The sequence below is a fragment of the Candidatus Gillettellia adelgis genome (assembly GCA_020541285.1).
Taxonomy (GTDB): domain Bacteria; phylum Pseudomonadota; class Gammaproteobacteria; order Enterobacterales; family Enterobacteriaceae; genus Gillettellia; species Gillettellia adelgis.
This window is the reverse complement of the sequence record CP047043.1, coordinates 834,189-851,314: the sequence shown is the minus strand read 5'-3', so window position 1 is coordinate 851,314 and position 17,126 is coordinate 834,189. Positions and strand designations below refer to the sequence as shown.

The 17,126-nt window shown below is 35.7% G+C and carries 8 protein-coding genes, 1 tRNA gene and 1 pseudogene; 1 reads left to right on the top strand and 9 read right to left on the bottom strand.

Annotated features, from left to right (window positions below; genetic code table 11):
• Nucleotides 1–65: 65 nt before the first annotated feature.
• From GIY03_RS01885 to greA, 9 genes and pseudogenes are all read right to left on the bottom strand, one after another.
• Nucleotides 66–353, bottom strand: a pseudogene (locus tag GIY03_RS01885) (translation initiation factor IF-2 associated domain-containing protein); the annotation flags it as partial.
• 24 nt (nucleotides 354–377) lie between these two features.
• Nucleotides 378–1,886, bottom strand: coding sequence for a transcription termination factor NusA (nusA, locus tag GIY03_RS01880; RefSeq protein ID WP_457913456.1), 1,509 nt, complete (start codon nucleotides 1,884–1,886; stop codon nucleotides 378–380).
• A gap of 813 nt (nucleotides 1,887–2,699) precedes the next feature.
• Nucleotides 2,700–2,786, bottom strand: a tRNA-Leu gene (locus GIY03_RS01875).
• Between the two features lie 62 nt (nucleotides 2,787–2,848).
• Nucleotides 2,849–3,187, bottom strand: a complete 339-nt coding sequence (secG, locus tag GIY03_RS01870) for a preprotein translocase subunit SecG (protein ID WP_457913455.1) — start codon at nucleotides 3,185–3,187, stop codon at nucleotides 2,849–2,851.
• Nucleotides 3,188–3,361: 174 nt separating this feature from the next.
• Nucleotides 3,362–4,711 carry a phosphoglucosamine mutase gene (glmM, locus tag GIY03_RS01865; protein WP_457913454.1) on the bottom strand — a complete coding sequence of 450 codons (1,350 nt, stop codon included), beginning with the start codon at nucleotides 4,709–4,711 and terminating at the stop codon, nucleotides 3,362–3,364.
• A gap of 487 nt (nucleotides 4,712–5,198) precedes the next feature.
• Nucleotides 5,199–5,363 carry a hypothetical protein gene (locus tag GIY03_RS01860; protein WP_457913453.1) on the bottom strand — a complete coding sequence of 55 codons (165 nt, stop codon included), beginning with the start codon at nucleotides 5,361–5,363 and terminating at the stop codon, nucleotides 5,199–5,201.
• A 559-nt stretch (nucleotides 5,364–5,922) separates the two neighbouring features.
• Nucleotides 5,923–7,848 (bottom strand): ATP-dependent zinc metalloprotease FtsH, encoded by a 1,926-nt coding sequence (gene ftsH, locus GIY03_RS01855; protein WP_457913452.1) that lies wholly within the window; start codon nucleotides 7,846–7,848, stop codon nucleotides 5,923–5,925.
• A 55-nt stretch (nucleotides 7,849–7,903) separates the two neighbouring features.
• Nucleotides 7,904–8,533, bottom strand: a complete 630-nt coding sequence (gene rlmE, locus GIY03_RS01850) for a 23S rRNA (uridine(2552)-2'-O)-methyltransferase RlmE (protein ID WP_457913451.1) — start codon at nucleotides 8,531–8,533, stop codon at nucleotides 7,904–7,906.
• Nucleotides 8,534–8,957: 424 nt separating this feature from the next.
• On the bottom strand, nucleotides 8,958–9,434 hold the full coding sequence (gene greA, locus GIY03_RS01845; RefSeq protein ID WP_457913450.1) for a transcription elongation factor GreA: 477 nt from the start codon (nucleotides 9,432–9,434) through the stop codon (nucleotides 8,958–8,960).
• A 6,772-nt stretch (nucleotides 9,435–16,206) separates the two neighbouring features.
• Between greA and nth the strand changes: the two genes are divergently transcribed.
• Nucleotides 16,207–16,848: an endonuclease III gene (nth, locus tag GIY03_RS01840; RefSeq protein ID WP_457913449.1), complete on the top strand. Its 642-nt coding sequence runs from the start codon at nucleotides 16,207–16,209 to the stop codon at nucleotides 16,846–16,848.
• Nucleotides 16,849–17,126: the final 278 nt, after the last annotated feature.

Genomic DNA, 17,126 nt, shown 5'->3' with positions numbered 1-17,126 from the left:
ACATGTTCTGTTGCAGCATGATGCTGTTGCGTTTCCGTGACTACCGTTTGAGTTTCTTGTGTACTGCGATTAATATAGGTGCGTTTTTTTCTCACTTCAAGTTGTATAAATTTACTTTTTCCGCCAGTGCTGGGAACATTTAAGGTGCTGCGTATTTTGCGTTGCAACGTGAGTTTGCTTAATGTACTACCGTGTTTATGGTTTAAGTACGTTAGCAAAGTTTCTTTTTCTTGTTGAGTTACAGAATCTGACATAGACTTATGGATCCCTGCATTAGCAAACTGCTGTACTAGGCGATCAACTGAAGTCTGAATTTCTTCTGCCAGCGATGTTACGGTTACATCTATTGTCATGCTTTTCCTTCCTGCTACAGTTTATTATGGATTGTCGCCAAACCAACAGATATTACGTGCAGCCATGATCAATTCACCGGCTTTCTGATCGCTAAGTTCTTTGATATTAGCCAGGTCATCGATGCCTTGTTCAGCAAGCTCTTCCAGTGTACCAATTCCATACTCGGCAAGCCTTAAAGCTATACTACGTTGGAGACCTGGCAGGTTAAGTAAGTCTGCAGAAGGCTTCTGACTGCCTAGACTTTCTTCTTCAGCCAGGGCTAAAGTAGTCAAGACAGCTTTAGCACGCTCGCGTAATGCTTTAACTGTCGTTGTATCTAGATTGTTAATTTCCAATAGCTCTTTAATGGGTACATAGGCTATTTCTTCTAGGCTTGACAAACCTGCTTGAACTAAAACGGTAGCATAATGCTCATCGATATCAAGATGCTTAGTAAACATATCAATAGCAGCATTTTCTTCGGCCTGGTGCTTGGCTTGTAAAGCATCGGTGGTCATTATATTGAGTTCCCAACGGTCATCATTGCAATGTTGTTTTAATAACTGAGAAGCCAAACGTACATTTTGGCCATTACGGCCGATTGCTTGTGCTAAGTTACTAGGTTCAACGGCAATATCCATGGTGAAATTATTTTCATCTACTACAATTGAGGTAACGTCTGCCGGAGCCATGGCGTTGATAACAAATTGTGCGGGATTATCATCCCATAAGATAATATCAATACGTTCGCCACTGAGCTCGTTTGAAACGGCCTGCACGCGTGCACCACGCATACCCACGCAGGCGCCGACTGGGTCAATACGCTTATCATTAGTTTTTACTGCGATTTTTGCACGAGAACTAGGATCCCTAGCTGCTGCTTTAATCTCAATCACTTCTTCGCCAATTTCTGGTACTTCAATACGGAATAACTCTTTCAACATTTCTGGACTAGATCGACTAACGAATAATTGAGCGCCGCGGGATTCTGGACGGACGATATATAATACACCCCGGATTCGATCACCAGGTCGGAAGTTTTCGCGCAGCAACATGTCTTCACGGCTAATGACTGCTTCAGCGTTACTACCTAGATCAAGTGAAATGCTATCACGATTTACTTTTTTCACTACGCCGGTTACTATTTCACCTTCGTGTTTACGAAACGCCTCTACTATCATTGCACGCTCAGCTTCGCGCACTTTTTGAACAATAACTTGTTTAGCGATTTGAGTGGTAATACGGTCAAAAGTGACGGATTCGATCTGATCTTCTATATACTCGCCCAACTCAGTGCCAGGTTCTTCGTATTGTGCTGCCTCTAGTGTAATTTCACGTGTAGGTTGCATTACGTCATCAACGATAACCCAACGACGAAAAGTATTAAAATCGCCGGTTTTTCGATTAATGTTAACAAAGACGTCTATTTCTTGCGTATATTTTTTTTTGGTAGCAGTAGCTAAAGCGATTTCTAACGCTTCGAAAATCTTCTCACGTGGAAGAGATTTTTCATTAGACACCGCTTCAACAACAGCTAGGATCTCTTTATTCATACTTAATCGCCTTATTAAAACGTTAATAGTGGGGTATCAGGTTTGTTTTTTTGGATATTTCTTAGTGCACATATGTCATCTGTTCTATACACAGTAATTGTGATTATTATTCCTCAACAAACTTGATAATACCTTGCTACCTTGAGCGATTCTATACCGCTACACGAAAAGCTTGGCTGATTTTTCACCAAGAAACATGTGTAGTTTTTTTGATAAACGCTGAGCCACTAAGACCAGAGGAGAGTCTTTCCAAGTTGTAAGCTACTTTGATTAATTCTGCAACATCTAATATAATTTTGATTTTGTAGTTAATATCAATATGACGATCACATTAATGACACGTTTGCTATAAATATAGATACAGTGCGCAGATTGGTTCGCATAAATATTCCATTCCTGAAAACTTAACTCTTCTGATAGTATCCATAGCGTTTTACTCAACTGATAAATTAGTACAGATTAACTGCGATTTTAAGACATGCATAAAATTTATAACTTAGTGAGGCTATTGTAAAATAATATAAAGCCTCAAAAATCGAGGCTTTATATAGCTAGATCTTATTTTTGTGCAGCGATTTCAGCGTAATTTAAAATTAATGTGTTTTTAAAAAAGTATTGCGAGAATATCGCATATTATTTTTTGTAGTCTATTTGTATATACATACCTATAAAACAGGTGTTTATGAGAAGTCAGATTTAAACTGACGACTCCTGGATTATGAATGTTACCACCTAAAATCCGCTGTATCCCACGTCTACAATCGTACAGAATATAAAATAAAAATTAAAAAATTGCAAGTTCTCTCTTAGAGTTGGTACCGAGGATGGGACTTGAACCCATAAGCCTATTACGGCACTACCACCTCAAGGTAGCGTGTCTACCAATTTCACCACCTCGGTATTATTTGACTACCAACTATCGTTGCGTTTTTAGATATAATTATTATTTAAAGCTTTTCTTCTTACTGCGGAATACCCTTGTTTGGAGGAACGGATAGCGCTGATGGTATGGTGGCGCTCTCAGACTGTCTTGGGTGACTCAAATGATCCCATTCACTGTTTTTTTGATTTTGATGACTACTACGGTTGCTTAAAATCAAGCTAATTATAAAAAATAACATCGCTAACACCGTAGTTATGCGAGTAATACCGTTACCATAACCATTCGAACCAAGGAATATATTAGAGGCACTTGCGCCAAAAGAGGCGTTAGTATCAGCGCCCTTACCTTGCTGTAAAGTAATTAAGGTCACTAGCCCGATTGATATCAATAAAAAGATTATTAAAAGAACTTCGTACATAGTTGTATCCATGTCTTTGCAACTTTTTATACTATATTTATTTTAAAACTTCCTAAAAACATTAATAGATATTTTTACACACTGCTTAATTGAACAAATATAAATACTAACTAAATCCCTTTAATCACGCAAGAGTCATTTACTAGCATTAATACGTTTATAGAAAAATAATAATTAGTGATCCTGAGCATCAGCCGCTTTTACTGCGTCAGCAATACGCTGTGCTAATGCGGTTACTTGCTGTGCATTTTCACCTTCTACCATGACGCGGACCACTGTTTCTGTTCCTGATCTTCTTAATAATACACGCCCTCGATCGGCTAACTCAGTCTTAACTTGTTGAGTTATTTTACGCACTTTAGTAGACTCTAAAGGATTGTTGTTTTCCGAAAGATGCACATTAATTAAAACTTGCGGCAACAGCTGTATACCTCTATAAAGATCACATAAACTCATATGATTACTAACCATTGCACTTAAAACTTGCAACCCAGCTATGATACCATCACCGGTAGTTGTTTTTTCTAGCAAGATTACATGCCCGGAATTTTCTGCACCAATTCGCCAGTCTAGTTCTTGTAATTTTTCTAAAACGTATCGATCACCTACTTTTGCCCGTGCAAATGGGATCCCAAATTTCTTAAGGGCTAATTCTAATCCCATATTGCTCATCAGTGTACCGACAGCACCACCATGTAACTGGCTTTGACGTCGTTCTTCGCAAACAATAATATATAGGATCTGATCGCCGTCAACCTTATTTCCCAAATGATCCACCATGATCACGCGGTCACCATCACCGTCAAACGCTAATCCAACATGCGCATTCTCCTTTAGAACCCAACGCTGTAATTGGCGGATGTTAGTTGCACCACAATTTTTATTAATATTCATGCCATCCGGTGTTATGCCTATAGCAATCACTGTGGCACCTAGTTCACGAAATACATTTGGTGCAATGTGGTAGGTAGCGCCATTGGCGCAATCGATCACAATTTTCAACCCTTGCAGATTTAGTTTGCTAGGAAAAGTACCTTTACAGAATTCGATATAACGGCCAGCGGCGTCTATCATGCGACTAGCTTTGCCTAACTTAGAAGATTCCATGCAAGTTAATGGTTGGTCGATTTCAGCTTCAATTGCATCTTCAACGTAATCTGGCAATTTTTCTCCATTAATTGAGAAAAACTTAATGCCGTTGTCATAAAATGGGTTATGTGAAGCAGAAATTACAATACCGGCTTCTGCTCGAAAGGTGCGCGTTAAGTAAGCTACTGCGGGCGTCGGCATTGGACCGGTGAAGGAAGTAGACAGTCCTGCAGCCGCTAATCCAGCTTCTAGTGCAGACTCTAACATATAACCGGAAATTCGAGTATCTTTTCCCATAATGATTTTTCGAGAGCCGTGTCTGGATAGTACTTTTCCGGCTGCCCAACCTAGTTTTAATATGAAGTCTGGTGTGATTGGATTTTTACCAACCTTCCCACGAATACCATCAGTTCCGAAATATTTGCGCTCTCTCATTCCCTTGATATCCCTCTGCCTTAGCTGCAAATGTTGTTTTAATGATCTTCATCGCTTCGATAGTTTTTGTAATATCATGCACTATTATAATCTGTATGCCTTATGTTACAATCATTACAGTGCAGGCACTGCGACCCATGACGCATTGGTTAAAAGATATGCTTAGTGAATATTTAGTCAATGTTTCATGACATACCTACTAATATTATTCGATCGAAGTAGTAAAATTTGATAATTGTGCAATAAGTTGATAGTTAGGCGTGAGATTTTACCAAGCTCACAGTCTGCATTAAGTAGAAAATTCTGATTTGTTATCCCAAGATCACAACAGTGCTTAATTTTACGCTTAAGAAAAAATTTTAAACTAGTAATGAGAGTCTTGTAATGCGGTGCTTGTGTATAGTGTAAAGTGGTTTCTGCTATATAGCAAACTTGCTAATTTTCCGCTATCAGCGATAGCAGTCAATGTACTAAGTGTTTAAAAGAATCAGCTGTTATCAATCAAGTGCACTCCTCTCCTTGCTGACTCATGAATGTCTCCTGTTTTAAGCATATTCATCGGGATAAACATTTTGACACGCTGTACGAGCGCATCTATTATTTGTACTACCTGCGTAGTTTTTTCTCTGACCTTTGCAGTTGTTTCGGACATAGTGGATGTGCCTACTACATTAATTCAAGCAGTACCCACGGAAATAGCTCATACGCATAAAAAATTACTAGATTAGTTAAGTAATCATAACGATTATCAAAAACATAGATCTATCGTTACGTCGAGGATATCTATCATTTATAGATCGGGAAGATTGAATCTTATATGGTACACAATGAATTGCATAGTGATATCCTATACAATAGGAAGTGTTATGTTAACCATAACAAGGCAAACCTACTGAGTACGATGATCAATACTAGAAAGAAAATTCCGAGTACTTTACATAAAAATTTTTAACAAAAATTACAGCGGCCTCGTAGGAGAGGGAAAGGCCGCTAGTAGATATCGATAACTGTGCCATCAATATAGAAAATAACTACAATGTGATAGGGGCAACGCATGACTTGACGATATATCGGCCTTCCTACTTGACTCCAAATATCTAATATCTCTGTATGCAATATGTGTATTCATTTTTTTCGCTTAGAATTTACTGTGTTTTAAGCAATCTGTCAATTCAATTACTTAGGGTATTTTATGGTTAAATATCGGGTTTTTAAACAGGATTATTACCTGTACTTGGTGTGGGTGATTCCTCTAATGGCGTCGATGTTTTTAGTGTATCATCAGTAGTCTCAGTATTATCTGTATTACCCTGATTAGCATCTTCCCAACCCGCTGGCAAACGTACGTCTTGGTGATTCATGAGATCATCGATCTGAGGTGCATCAATGGTTTCATACTTCATTAGTGCGTCTTTCATTGAATGTAGGATATCTATGTTTTCCATTAAAAGCGAACGAGCGCGCACGTAGTTTTTTTCGATTAAACATTTTACTTCCTGATCGATAATACGTGCTGTGTCATCTGACATGTGTTTTGCTTTTGCAACAGAACGTCCAAGGAATACTTCACCATCTTCTTCTGCATATAACAGTGGTCCCAATTTATCAGAGAATCCCCATTGAGTCACCATATTTCGGGCGATAGAAGTTGCTATTTTAATGTCGTTTGACGCGCCAGTAGATACATTTCTAGATCCATAAATAATTTCTTCTGCCAGACGACCACCGTAAAGTGTAGATATTTGACTCTCTAACTTTTGACGACTAGCGCTGATTACATCTCCTTCTGGTAGAAAGAAAGTCACGCCGAGTGCACGGCCGCGAGGGATAATAGTAACTTTATGCACTGGATCATGTTCAGGTACCAGTCGACCAATAATAGCATGACCTGCCTCATGATATGCTGTAGATTCTTTCTGTGCTTCTGTCATTACCATAGAACGACGTTCTGAACCCATCATGATTTTATCTTTAGCTTTTTCAAACTCCATCATTGATACAACACGTTTGTTGCTACGGGCCGCGAATAGTGCCGCTTCGTTAATTAGATTAGCTAAGTCAGCACCAGAAAAACCTGGTGTACCACGGGCAATGACAGAGGTATTAACGTCAGAATTCAATGGGACCCGGCGCATATGAACTTTTAGGATTTGCTCGCGACCACGTACATCTGGCAGGCCAACAACTACCTGTCGGTCAAAACGGCCTGGTCGTAGCAGTGCTGGATCCAGCACATCAGGACGGTTAGTTGCTGCAATCACGATAATACCTTCATTGCCTTCAAAACCATCCATCTCAACTAACATTTGGTTTAAAGTTTGCTCGCGTTCGTCGTGGCCACCACCAAGACCGGCGCCTCTCTGACGACCTACAGCATCGATTTCATCGATAAAGATAATGCAAGGTGCAGCTTTTTTAGCTTGCTCAAACATATCACGTACACGCGACGCCCCTACACCTACAAACATTTCTACAAAATCAGAACCAGAAATTGCAAAGAACGGGACTCTTGCTTCACCAGAGATTGCTTTTGCTAACAGCGTTTTACCCGTGCCTGGTGGACCAATCATGAGTACGCCTTTAGGGATCTTTCCGCCTAGTTTTTGGAAACGGTGCGGCTCGCGCAGGTATTCGACTAGTTCGCTGACTTCTTCTTTTGCTTCATCACAACCAGCAACATCAGTAAAAGTAGTCTTGACTTGATCTTCAGTAAGCATGCGAGCTTTACTTTTGCCAAAGGACAGTGCGCCCTTACCATCACCGCCTTGCATTTGACGCATGAAGAAGATCCAAACTCCAATCAATAATAGCATCGGAAACCAAGAAATAAAAATTGAGGCTAATAGACTTGGTTCTTCAGGCGGCTCACCAATAACTTTCACATTTTTAGTTAACAACGTATCTAGCAACTGTGGATCGTTAACAGGGATATAAGTTTTATATTTACTGCTATCTTTTTTGGTAACGTTAATCTCACGTCCATTAATTCGCGCTTCGCGCACTTGATCCTGCGTCAGTTCAGACATAAAGGTAGAATAATCTACCCCACGACCATTCGATTTACTAGATCCAAAACCCTGGAATACGGACATCGATAATACTGCGATGACTAACCAGAGAATTAGGTTTTTCGCCATGTCACTCAAGGTATGACCTCATATTACAACTGTGTTAACAAACAGCGTTAGGGTACTACACCTTGCGCCCTGTCGCTACAATGTATACTTCACGCGAACGGGTTCGGGAAGCATTTGGTTTACGCATCTTTACCTTTGTAAATAAGGAGCGAATTCTTTCCAGGTATTTCTCAAAGCCATCTCCCTGAAACACTTTGACTAGAAAGCTTCCGCCTGGCGCGAGGACATGACGACACATTTCCAATGCTAGTGAGACAAGATACATTGATCTGGCCATGTCTATAGCTGGGGTGCCACTCATATTCGGAGCCATATCAGACATAACTACCTGAATTGTATTTTTACCTATACGCCTTAATAGGGCTTGAAATACTCCGTCACTAGAGATATCACCTTGCAAAAAATCAACTCCAACGATAGGGTCCATTGGTAAAATATCACAAGCTAAAATTCGACCTGAATTGCCTATGTGGGTAATCGCATATTGTGACCATCCGCCTGGCGCTGATCCTAAATCTACTATGGACATGCCAGGCTTAAATAGTTTGTCACGCTGCTGTATTTCATGAAGCTTAAAATAGGCGCGGGAACGCAACCTGTGTTTTTTTGCCTGCTGCACATATTGATCGTTAAAGTATTCTTGTAACCATCGAGATGAGTTAGCAGAGCGTTTTTTATTAGCCATCTTGTTTCTCGACTATCATAAATTCAGTCTTATGCTGAGTTATCTACTCATATAATAAGGTATCGATAAAAGTTGATTTAGCAATCTATATGAGATTGCGTTATCGGGCTCCATTTTCAATCTTTATTTTAGAAAAAAACAATGTATTAGATGATAAACAAAATGGAACCTGCAAGAAATAGCACATATGCTAAAATTTAGCAGTTATCTGTGTATCAGCGCTTTACTAAAGTATTATTGGTTGTATGTAACAACCTTCTGTAATATCACATATATCTTCAAGTATAATGACACCTATAGATCGCAACACTTTAACTGTAATGATTGCTTTTATCGCATTTACACCGTATCACACGTAAGTGGACAAGTGACTAGAAATATCACCGTATAAGCTACTAAGACATTGCTGCTGTAACCGATATGACTAAAGATATTCAACGTTCAGGATTTCATAATCCACATCACCATTAGGAGTTTTAATCACTACAATATCGTTCTTTTCTTTGCCTATTAAACCACGAGCCATCGGTGAATTCACTGAAATTAGATTTTTTTTAAAGTCTGCTTCATCATCACCAACGATACGGTAGGTGACTTGTTCTTCACTCTCTAAATTTAAGACGGATACAGTGACACCAAAAATTACCCGGCCATTACGTGGAATTTTAGTAATATCTATTACTTGTGCATTAGACAGTTTCGCTTCAATTTCTTGAATACGTCCTTCACAGAATCCTTGCTGATCACGGGCAACATGATACTCAGCATTTTCTTTTAAATCACCGTGATCTCGCGCATTAGCGATATCAGAAATAATTTTTGGACGGCGAACGTTTTTCAGATATTCAAGTTCTTTGCGCAGTTTTTCAGCGCCAAATAAAGTCATTGGAATCTGTTTCATTGCATAAATACCTTTATACTTAATTTACTGGAAACTACGGGGGAACGAAACGACGATGCCGTTAATTTCCCACTCCTTTTGTTAGATATGCGGCTGCATCTTAAAATAGTATTAAGAAACAGTTTTCTTTGGTGAGGCTCATTCTGTAACAAAAGGATCTCTTGCGATATGTCACTACAGGCAATTAATAAGCTTCTACACATGTAAAAAAAGAAACATAGTTTTTACTCCGATAGACTGAGGACAACAGTGTTTATTTAAATACGTAAATAAAAAATGCGATCTAGATATTCACTGAGAATACTATTTATCTAATTAGTAATGCGGATATTTAATATCCCTTAGTAACTTGCAATTCATTAAATGTACCTTCAAGTTTTTCTTGGTAGAATAACTCTATTTTTAGAACAGAGTTATGTAGATAAGGAATTTTAGGTTCTTAATTGTGACGATTGATGGATTGATGCCCATTTTTTATTAAAATAGTCGATTACTAAAAAATTTAACGATAGTAAATTATCTATTCTTTAAAAAAGAAGATAATAGGGTGTTATTTATGGCAATATTGTCTAATATTTTGATGTGTGTTAACATATCAAACGAGTAATAACCATCTGTGTTACTAATATTACTTTAAATAACATTCTAGATTATAGTATTTTTTTATAGTTTTTCTTTAGAATTTCTATGCACTAATGACGCGTATAGCAATACATCTTTAACTCCTACTTTTAATTCATGCTTTGGTCTCCACTTTAGTATGGTTATGCTAATGCTAATATAGCGTGATTGTTGCTTCTATCTGGTAAGGGTAAATATATTTATATGTGATGAATATTAAGATCACCTATATACCCATATATCTCTGTATCCTTATATCCCTATATCCCTATATCCCTATATCCCTCTTAAAAGTGACAATTAATCATTAATCTATCGTGTTTATATAGATTAATAGTATTACTACGATACTATTCTAACTTTAGAACGGCGTGTTTACAAAAGATTACATTGAATGCCTTAAATTTTTAAAGACTATAGTGTAACTACAATTTTATAATCGCAAAATACAATAACGCATCATAAAATTTTATTTACTAACTAAATTTCTGTTTTTTATATTTTTTGATAATAACGATCTGTATGGTTCCTTTGCCATTTAGCTTACAAAATTTTAACAGGCGGTTAATGATAATGGAGTTTCTTTTATTTCTCCAAACGTAAAAAGTATGAGTTGTGAGGTCTAAGTATAATGTTAGGATTTGTGTTCTTTCAGTATATAAGCATATCTTCTCGATTACTGTCTAGATGTAGCATGATTACTGTAAAATTAAAACGTGCAATACATAGCGTATAACTTGTATTTCTATAACTGTAGTCTAATAACACTTATACGTTTTATGAACGATACTGTTAAGATAGTTTATGCACATCTTCACTATTGAAGATATTTCAAATAGACGAAGTAATTACATCAATAAAGTGTTTTTCTGTATATAACTGGTGCTTATATTGTAATGATTTTGGCTAATGACAATCGTTTAATACATCATATTAAATAGTATAGAACAAGCTAGGCTTTCTCCAAACCTTGGATACACTGAAATCAGAAATTTCAAAAAAGTCTATAGGTTTTATTAATGATATTGATTTTTGCATAACAAGCAATATCATCGCATACCTCTCTATAATAGAAAAGTTCGCACCGTAAAACCTCTAGAAGTCGCAGACGTTTTAAGATCTTTAGCGTTTTATAGTTAAATAATATAAATGGGGTTATAAGTAATAAATTTCACGATTGCAATAGTAATAGCATTTCAATTAATCGCAATTAGTACGTGGCTAACTTTAATATATGTTGAAGGTATGTGTTAATATCACAGATCTCAGAAGCATAAAATTAGCGAGTTAATAGAGCAGGTTGATATAACGTAGATGTATTATATTTATAATAGGTGTAGTGTATTACAAGGTTCTCTAAAGTATCACGTATATAATATCAAAACAGATAGGCTGATCTAAAAATAAGAGCGTTACCCACAATTGGTGAGAAATAATGCTAATTATGTTGTAAATTATAGTGCCTGACGCAAGGCATGAGAAACTCAAGTCTATTGTATTACTATGATTTTAATTTTTAGGTTTATCGTACATAGATTAAAATCTATTTAACTAGGAAGGTTTAGTTTTTTAATTAGCTAGTACGTATAGTCTTCGACTATTCTTGAAAACACGGATTGCTGACTGCTATCGTTATCTAGAGTCACGATCAATGATGTATCTCTTATTGAGATAACATATTGCACCTAAAAAAATTTATGTATACTGAGCAAGGAAGTAAAATAAAAGTGACCTTTTTATGTTGATACCACCGAAGAAAGTTGCGTTTAGTGGTCGGGTAGTATGTTGTATTAAGAAACAGGTAGTTAAATAACCATGAAAATTTAACTAGTATATGTAAATAGCTTACCTGCTAAAGTAGAAGAACGGTCATTTTATTGTAGATGTGTGACCATATTATGGTTATTTTTTATGTTTCACAATAATTTAAGTAATCACTCTTGTTACGCAAGATAGAGCTGATGGATAATTTTATTTTAGTTAGGTCTTTAGACTTTCTCTTTTTTTTGGAGATTCTAGGAAATAAGAAAATATTATAGATATACAGTTGTTACCATATTTCTTATGACTTTGGTAAATGTGAGTTATTACATAATAGATACTGTGAGGTGAGTATTTCTGGCAACAGCGTATCTGTACATGTTAGCTTTATTCTAGTAAATATGATTGTAATGTAACTACTACGGTTATAGTGCCTGCTATCCTCATAGCACTGGTATCGTATTCTCTTGTTGATCATCATTAATCATTATTGCTTGTTCAGAGTGAATGAGTAATGTTACTTAATGTGACTCTGGAACCACAACTTTCATAGTCTTCGGGACATCGTAGCCGTGCTGGCGCTGAATTCTCTCTGATGATAGTGTATTTGATTGACTGAGAGCGCTGGATCTTTTTTATGATTATAACATCGTTTTTAGTTTTAAAAACGTGTTCATCACTGTGTGAATATATCTCTAGTTTTCATGGGATTCATTGGACTACCAGACACTCATAGACGCATGTTAGCCTTGCTATTTTAGTGCTGAGATTTTGAGGGTACTCGAGTGGTTATCTTATTGCAACGTTAGTTTATGATATATGGAATTTTAATATAAAAGTGAGATGAGCAATCAAATCAGTCGATATGATTTAAGCGCGAAATTAACGTAATCCATATGGATTGTTGTAGTGGTCTTCTACGTCGTGAAAGATAGTTTATGGTGAGATAGCCAACAAGTGTAGCATGTGTGGTAATTTAGTGACACTGAGATTCGACAAGTGACTGTATGTAAATTGACCATTAGGTGGTAAAAGTTCCTTAGAACTGTTTCAGTAATTTTTATATTGATAATTTATATTACATAGATAGCGCGTAATAGATGCAATTTTTTATTATTAGGGTTATTTACGTTATGTACACGATTATCTTGGATTGTATGGTAGTTTCATTTGTTTTTCGATAACTAGACTTACGAAGTATATTGTAAGATAACTAGTTGATATTAGTTCCTCTCAAATAAAATATATCATCGGAAGATGATGCCATAGGTAATTAATATAAAAAAATATATTTAAAAATTTTTGCTTTCACAAACTATATTCAGGATGTTAATAGTAGCCTATCTATAGATAGGCCGTGCAGTTTAGGATGTTAGTGTATACGGTGCCTCCTGTTCAAGAATATTGTAATGTTCAAGAAGATAACATTTATTAATTGTTGCGATCTCTGTTGATTTTATTTTGGCAAGACCTGATAAAATCTTTGTGGAAAAGGTTGTATTATGTTCTTAAATGTATCATTTTTGATGTAGTTAACACGATAAAACTTCATGTTATCGTGCTCCTCCAGAAAATAAGCGTATCACGCTAGCAGTATGGCAATACTTTTTTAGCATAGCTGAGTATAAACTTTATACCACTACTAATGACTGCGTAACGTCAGAACAGACTGCTCAGTTAATGTAAGAGATTTAGATTTTTCTCGCGCTTCTAATATCGAAATTACTTTGTTTAATATTGTAGATAACAAACCTGAGGTTATTATAACGCTTAAGAAAACATTGCAAGATTTACAATGTATTTCTGCGTGTGATTCTGATCTGTACCCTACAAAATGTAAAAAATCAATTAACTAAAATACTAACTGGAAAAAAACTATTACATTAACAGTCACTCCTTTCTGTTAGTGCATTATTATAAAATTTAAATCATCTGTATAATTACCCATGCACCAAAGTTAACAGTAAATTATGGATGGAATGACTAATTATTCTGGTTAATAAGGGATTATATTAGTCACGTAATCTATTGGTACATATAGATATAATGGAAACGTAGTAACTAGACTTTCCAGTTTTCAAGAACAGGCGAAAATAATTCTGGTTATAACTGGGTGTTTTATGGCGTTGGCCCTTGTCGATCTTAACGTACTTGTTCCTAAAAGCAACCATGCATATTGGTTGAATTGCTACACGAGGTATCGTGAGTTTATTCTTCACTGATAACCTATAAAATTGTTGTATTATACTGTCGATGATTGTTGGCATATATTTCCGGAAGCACCGCATAGGTACTATTTTAGGTCATTGTGAATGTATTATAATGTGTTGCCATTTAGATTGCCTGTATTGCTAGTGATAGCGAGGCATTCTAGAACTACAATTCTAGTCGTGTGCTATGAAATATGAAATAAGAAAATAATACAGTATTGCTTTGGTCTGTTTGTAGTATTAGTTAACCTATATTAAATTTTAATATATGATTTTATTGATATTTTTACGATTAAAATGGTTGTATAGTTATACGATAGCTTTCGTAAAATTCGCTCAATCTAATGATGGTTTATTATAAACGCATATCACCTTCCTTTCTGGTGAAGATGATTTGTTAGATATCTTTACATTTATTGCATGCTATAACATTACTTTTCAATGTAATTCGTTAACTCTTTTGAGTCAATATTTTACTTAAGGGTTTAGTATTAACACAATGCAAATGGAGTAGCGATAGTATGAGTTATTTTATATTGCTAATTGTATTAACATTACCTTTTAGGGCGTGGTCATAGCGCTTCATAAGCATTGCAGTGTGCAATATGAGTAATGTATGGGTAATCTTCTTGGCGGAAAGGGTTAACCTTTGGCTTGCTAACCCGTAGGTTATTCTTTATTTTTTTGTAAAGTGATGCACCGGTAGATCTGCGTTAGCATATTAGTGGAATTATTATTTTTTAGGCTGGTTCATCATGTGTTTTAACTTTTTAGACATTACCGCTGATTTACTTTTTACAGTGTTAGCACGCTTTTGTATTTTTCTGCTTACATATTTGATAAGCACTTAAATACGCTTAAGTCTCGTTAAATGATTTATATTCTTTGATTATTATCTCTGATAATAATCCTAGATGAGCCTGTTGCTATGTCTTATTTACCTATCTGATTGGCCATAATCGCTGTATTGTTAATTGATGATTACATTTTAATTTCTCATAGATATTAATCGTTAAGCAGTTATCATATTAAAATTAATAAAATCATAGTGTCATATTGGTAACTTAACAACAATTACCACAATTTTAATAGCTTGAATCATCAAGATGCTATTAAGACTATAGCAGATAAAGCGACACAATAGAAAATATTGTTTAATTAAGGTGAACACAATCCTACATTGTCACAGTAATATGACAGTTTAAGTACGTTAGGTAAAAAATTTAGTGTTGCATAACCATGATATCTAGCACTTGCATTGAGTAATAAAATAATAAATTTATCACCATGATACCAGATACTACTATGCTAGACAAGGCTATTTAAGTTATTAACCGTTAAGTACTGTTAACTTTGACGGTACAATATTCATGATCGTCTGATCAAGCTTCATACAACATCCACGTTAGTTAATATAACTGAACTGCGTAAATTATATTTTTTCTTTTTTAGGCAATATGATAATTGTTTAGGTGATAAACGCTAGACTATCAATACACACACAAGTGCCTGCCTTTATACATTTATACATTGGTGTACTATTGATTTTGTATGTTGCAGTAAACATAGTACCATACACTATAATGTGTATAGATATGTTATAATCATTAGTTAGATCGCGTGTTAGAATTGAGAGTGAATTAATGAGTATATTAAACGGTCTAGTCGTGCAAGATTTACAAAAGTATGATTCAGTTCTATAGAGTTTTAAGAGTGCATCATGCTATTACTAGTAGTGATTTTTGCGATTACTGATACACTGTGTCTGCTCTTACGTTACTACTCTGGTACTAATGTTGACTGAGGTCGCTATTACTGTCGTACACCTCGTGTGATAAGTAAAACATATATCCCAATCTATGTAATGATCATAGAATAGGTAATTAGTATTACATTCATTCTAACCAGTAACCATATTTTTTGTATATAATTTGATTTGTGGCATTTTACATGGCTATTTGAGAGTGCCTTGATTGTATCATGTAGTTTTAATATATTATTTTTCAAAAGTGGTATATTGCTATACTGCATTACTTTCAATAATTCCGCCATAAAAGTTTTTATTGGCATAGATTTAATACTAACTTCGAGATACGTTATAGATGAAAAAACAAAAAATATAAGTCTCATACCAATGGATCTATCGTAATATTCACAGTAACATATATGAAATATGCTTAATGAATAAGTATAAGCGATTACAAATACTTACTCGGTTGCAAAACAACATTCCGAATCCGACTACTGAACTAGTATATAGCACTCCATTTGAACTGCTAATTGCAGTGCTAGTTTCTTCGCAGACTTCTGACATTAGCGTCAATAAAGCACTAGCAAAGCTGTATTTGGTTGCTAACACCCCGTCAGCCTTATTGGAACTAGGTATTGATGGCATAACGATGTATATTAAGAGCATTGGTTTGTATAATAGAAAAGCTAAAAACATCATTAAAACCTGCTACAGGTTATTGGAATTGCATAATGGAGCAGTCCCTCAAGGTCGAGCTGAATTAGAGGCGTTAGCCGGAGTAGGAAGAAAAACTGCTAACGTTGTGCTGAATACTGTGTTTGGCTGGCCGACTATTGCTGTCGATACCCATGTTTTTCGTGTCTGTAACCGTACGCGGTTCGCACTAGGAAACAATGTAGATCTTGTTGAAAAGAAATTACTAAAGGTAGTGCCTGATAAGTTTAAGATGTATTGTCACCACTGGTTTATTTTACTAGGACGTTACACGTGTATTGCGAGAAATCCGAAATGTAGTAGCTGTATTATTCAAGATCTGTGTGAGTTTAAAAACAAAATATATCCTGGCATGTAATCTTTTCATTGACAATAAGTACCACTATCTATTTCTGTGTTTATGTAAACTTATGTTTTTGATGTTAGAAAAATTTATAATATTTAAGTTGTTTGTTAATATAAAGTATTGTAGTGGTCTATTATATATAGGTGTTGAATGTTAAGGGAACTGCAAAGATTACCCAGTACTTTTAGTGGTAATATGCTAATATATGCTTTGTTGCTCTCTTCGCTAGCTACGTTATATCTGTCAGATATAACGTAGCCTATGTATCATTATATGTGTAATAAAGTAAG

Bases quoted from the DNA above. Each gene is read 5' to 3' on its own strand.
- rlmE (WP_457913451.1), bottom strand. From the start codon at position 8,533: ATGGCTAATAAAAAACGCTCTGCTAACTCATCTCGATGGTTACAAGAA.
- GIY03_RS01860 (WP_457913453.1), bottom strand. From the start codon at position 5,363: ATGTCCGAAACAACTGCAAAGGTCAGAGAAAAAACTACGCAGGTAGTA.
- nusA (WP_457913456.1), bottom strand. From the start codon at position 1,886: ATGAATAAAGAGATCCTAGCTGTTGTTGAAGCGGTGTCTAATGAAAAA.
- ftsH (WP_457913452.1), bottom strand. From the start codon at position 7,848: ATGGCGAAAAACCTAATTCTCTGGTTAGTCATCGCAGTATTATCGATG.
- greA (WP_457913450.1), bottom strand. From the start codon at position 9,434: ATGAAACAGATTCCAATGACTTTATTTGGCGCTGAAAAACTGCGCAAA.
- nth (WP_457913449.1), top strand. From the start codon at position 16,207: ATGAATAAGTATAAGCGATTACAAATACTTACTCGGTTGCAAAACAAC.
- secG (WP_457913455.1), bottom strand. From the start codon at position 3,187: ATGTACGAAGTTCTTTTAATAATCTTTTTATTGATATCAATCGGGCTA.
- glmM (WP_457913454.1), bottom strand. From the start codon at position 4,711: ATGAGAGAGCGCAAATATTTCGGAACTGATGGTATTCGTGGGAAGGTT.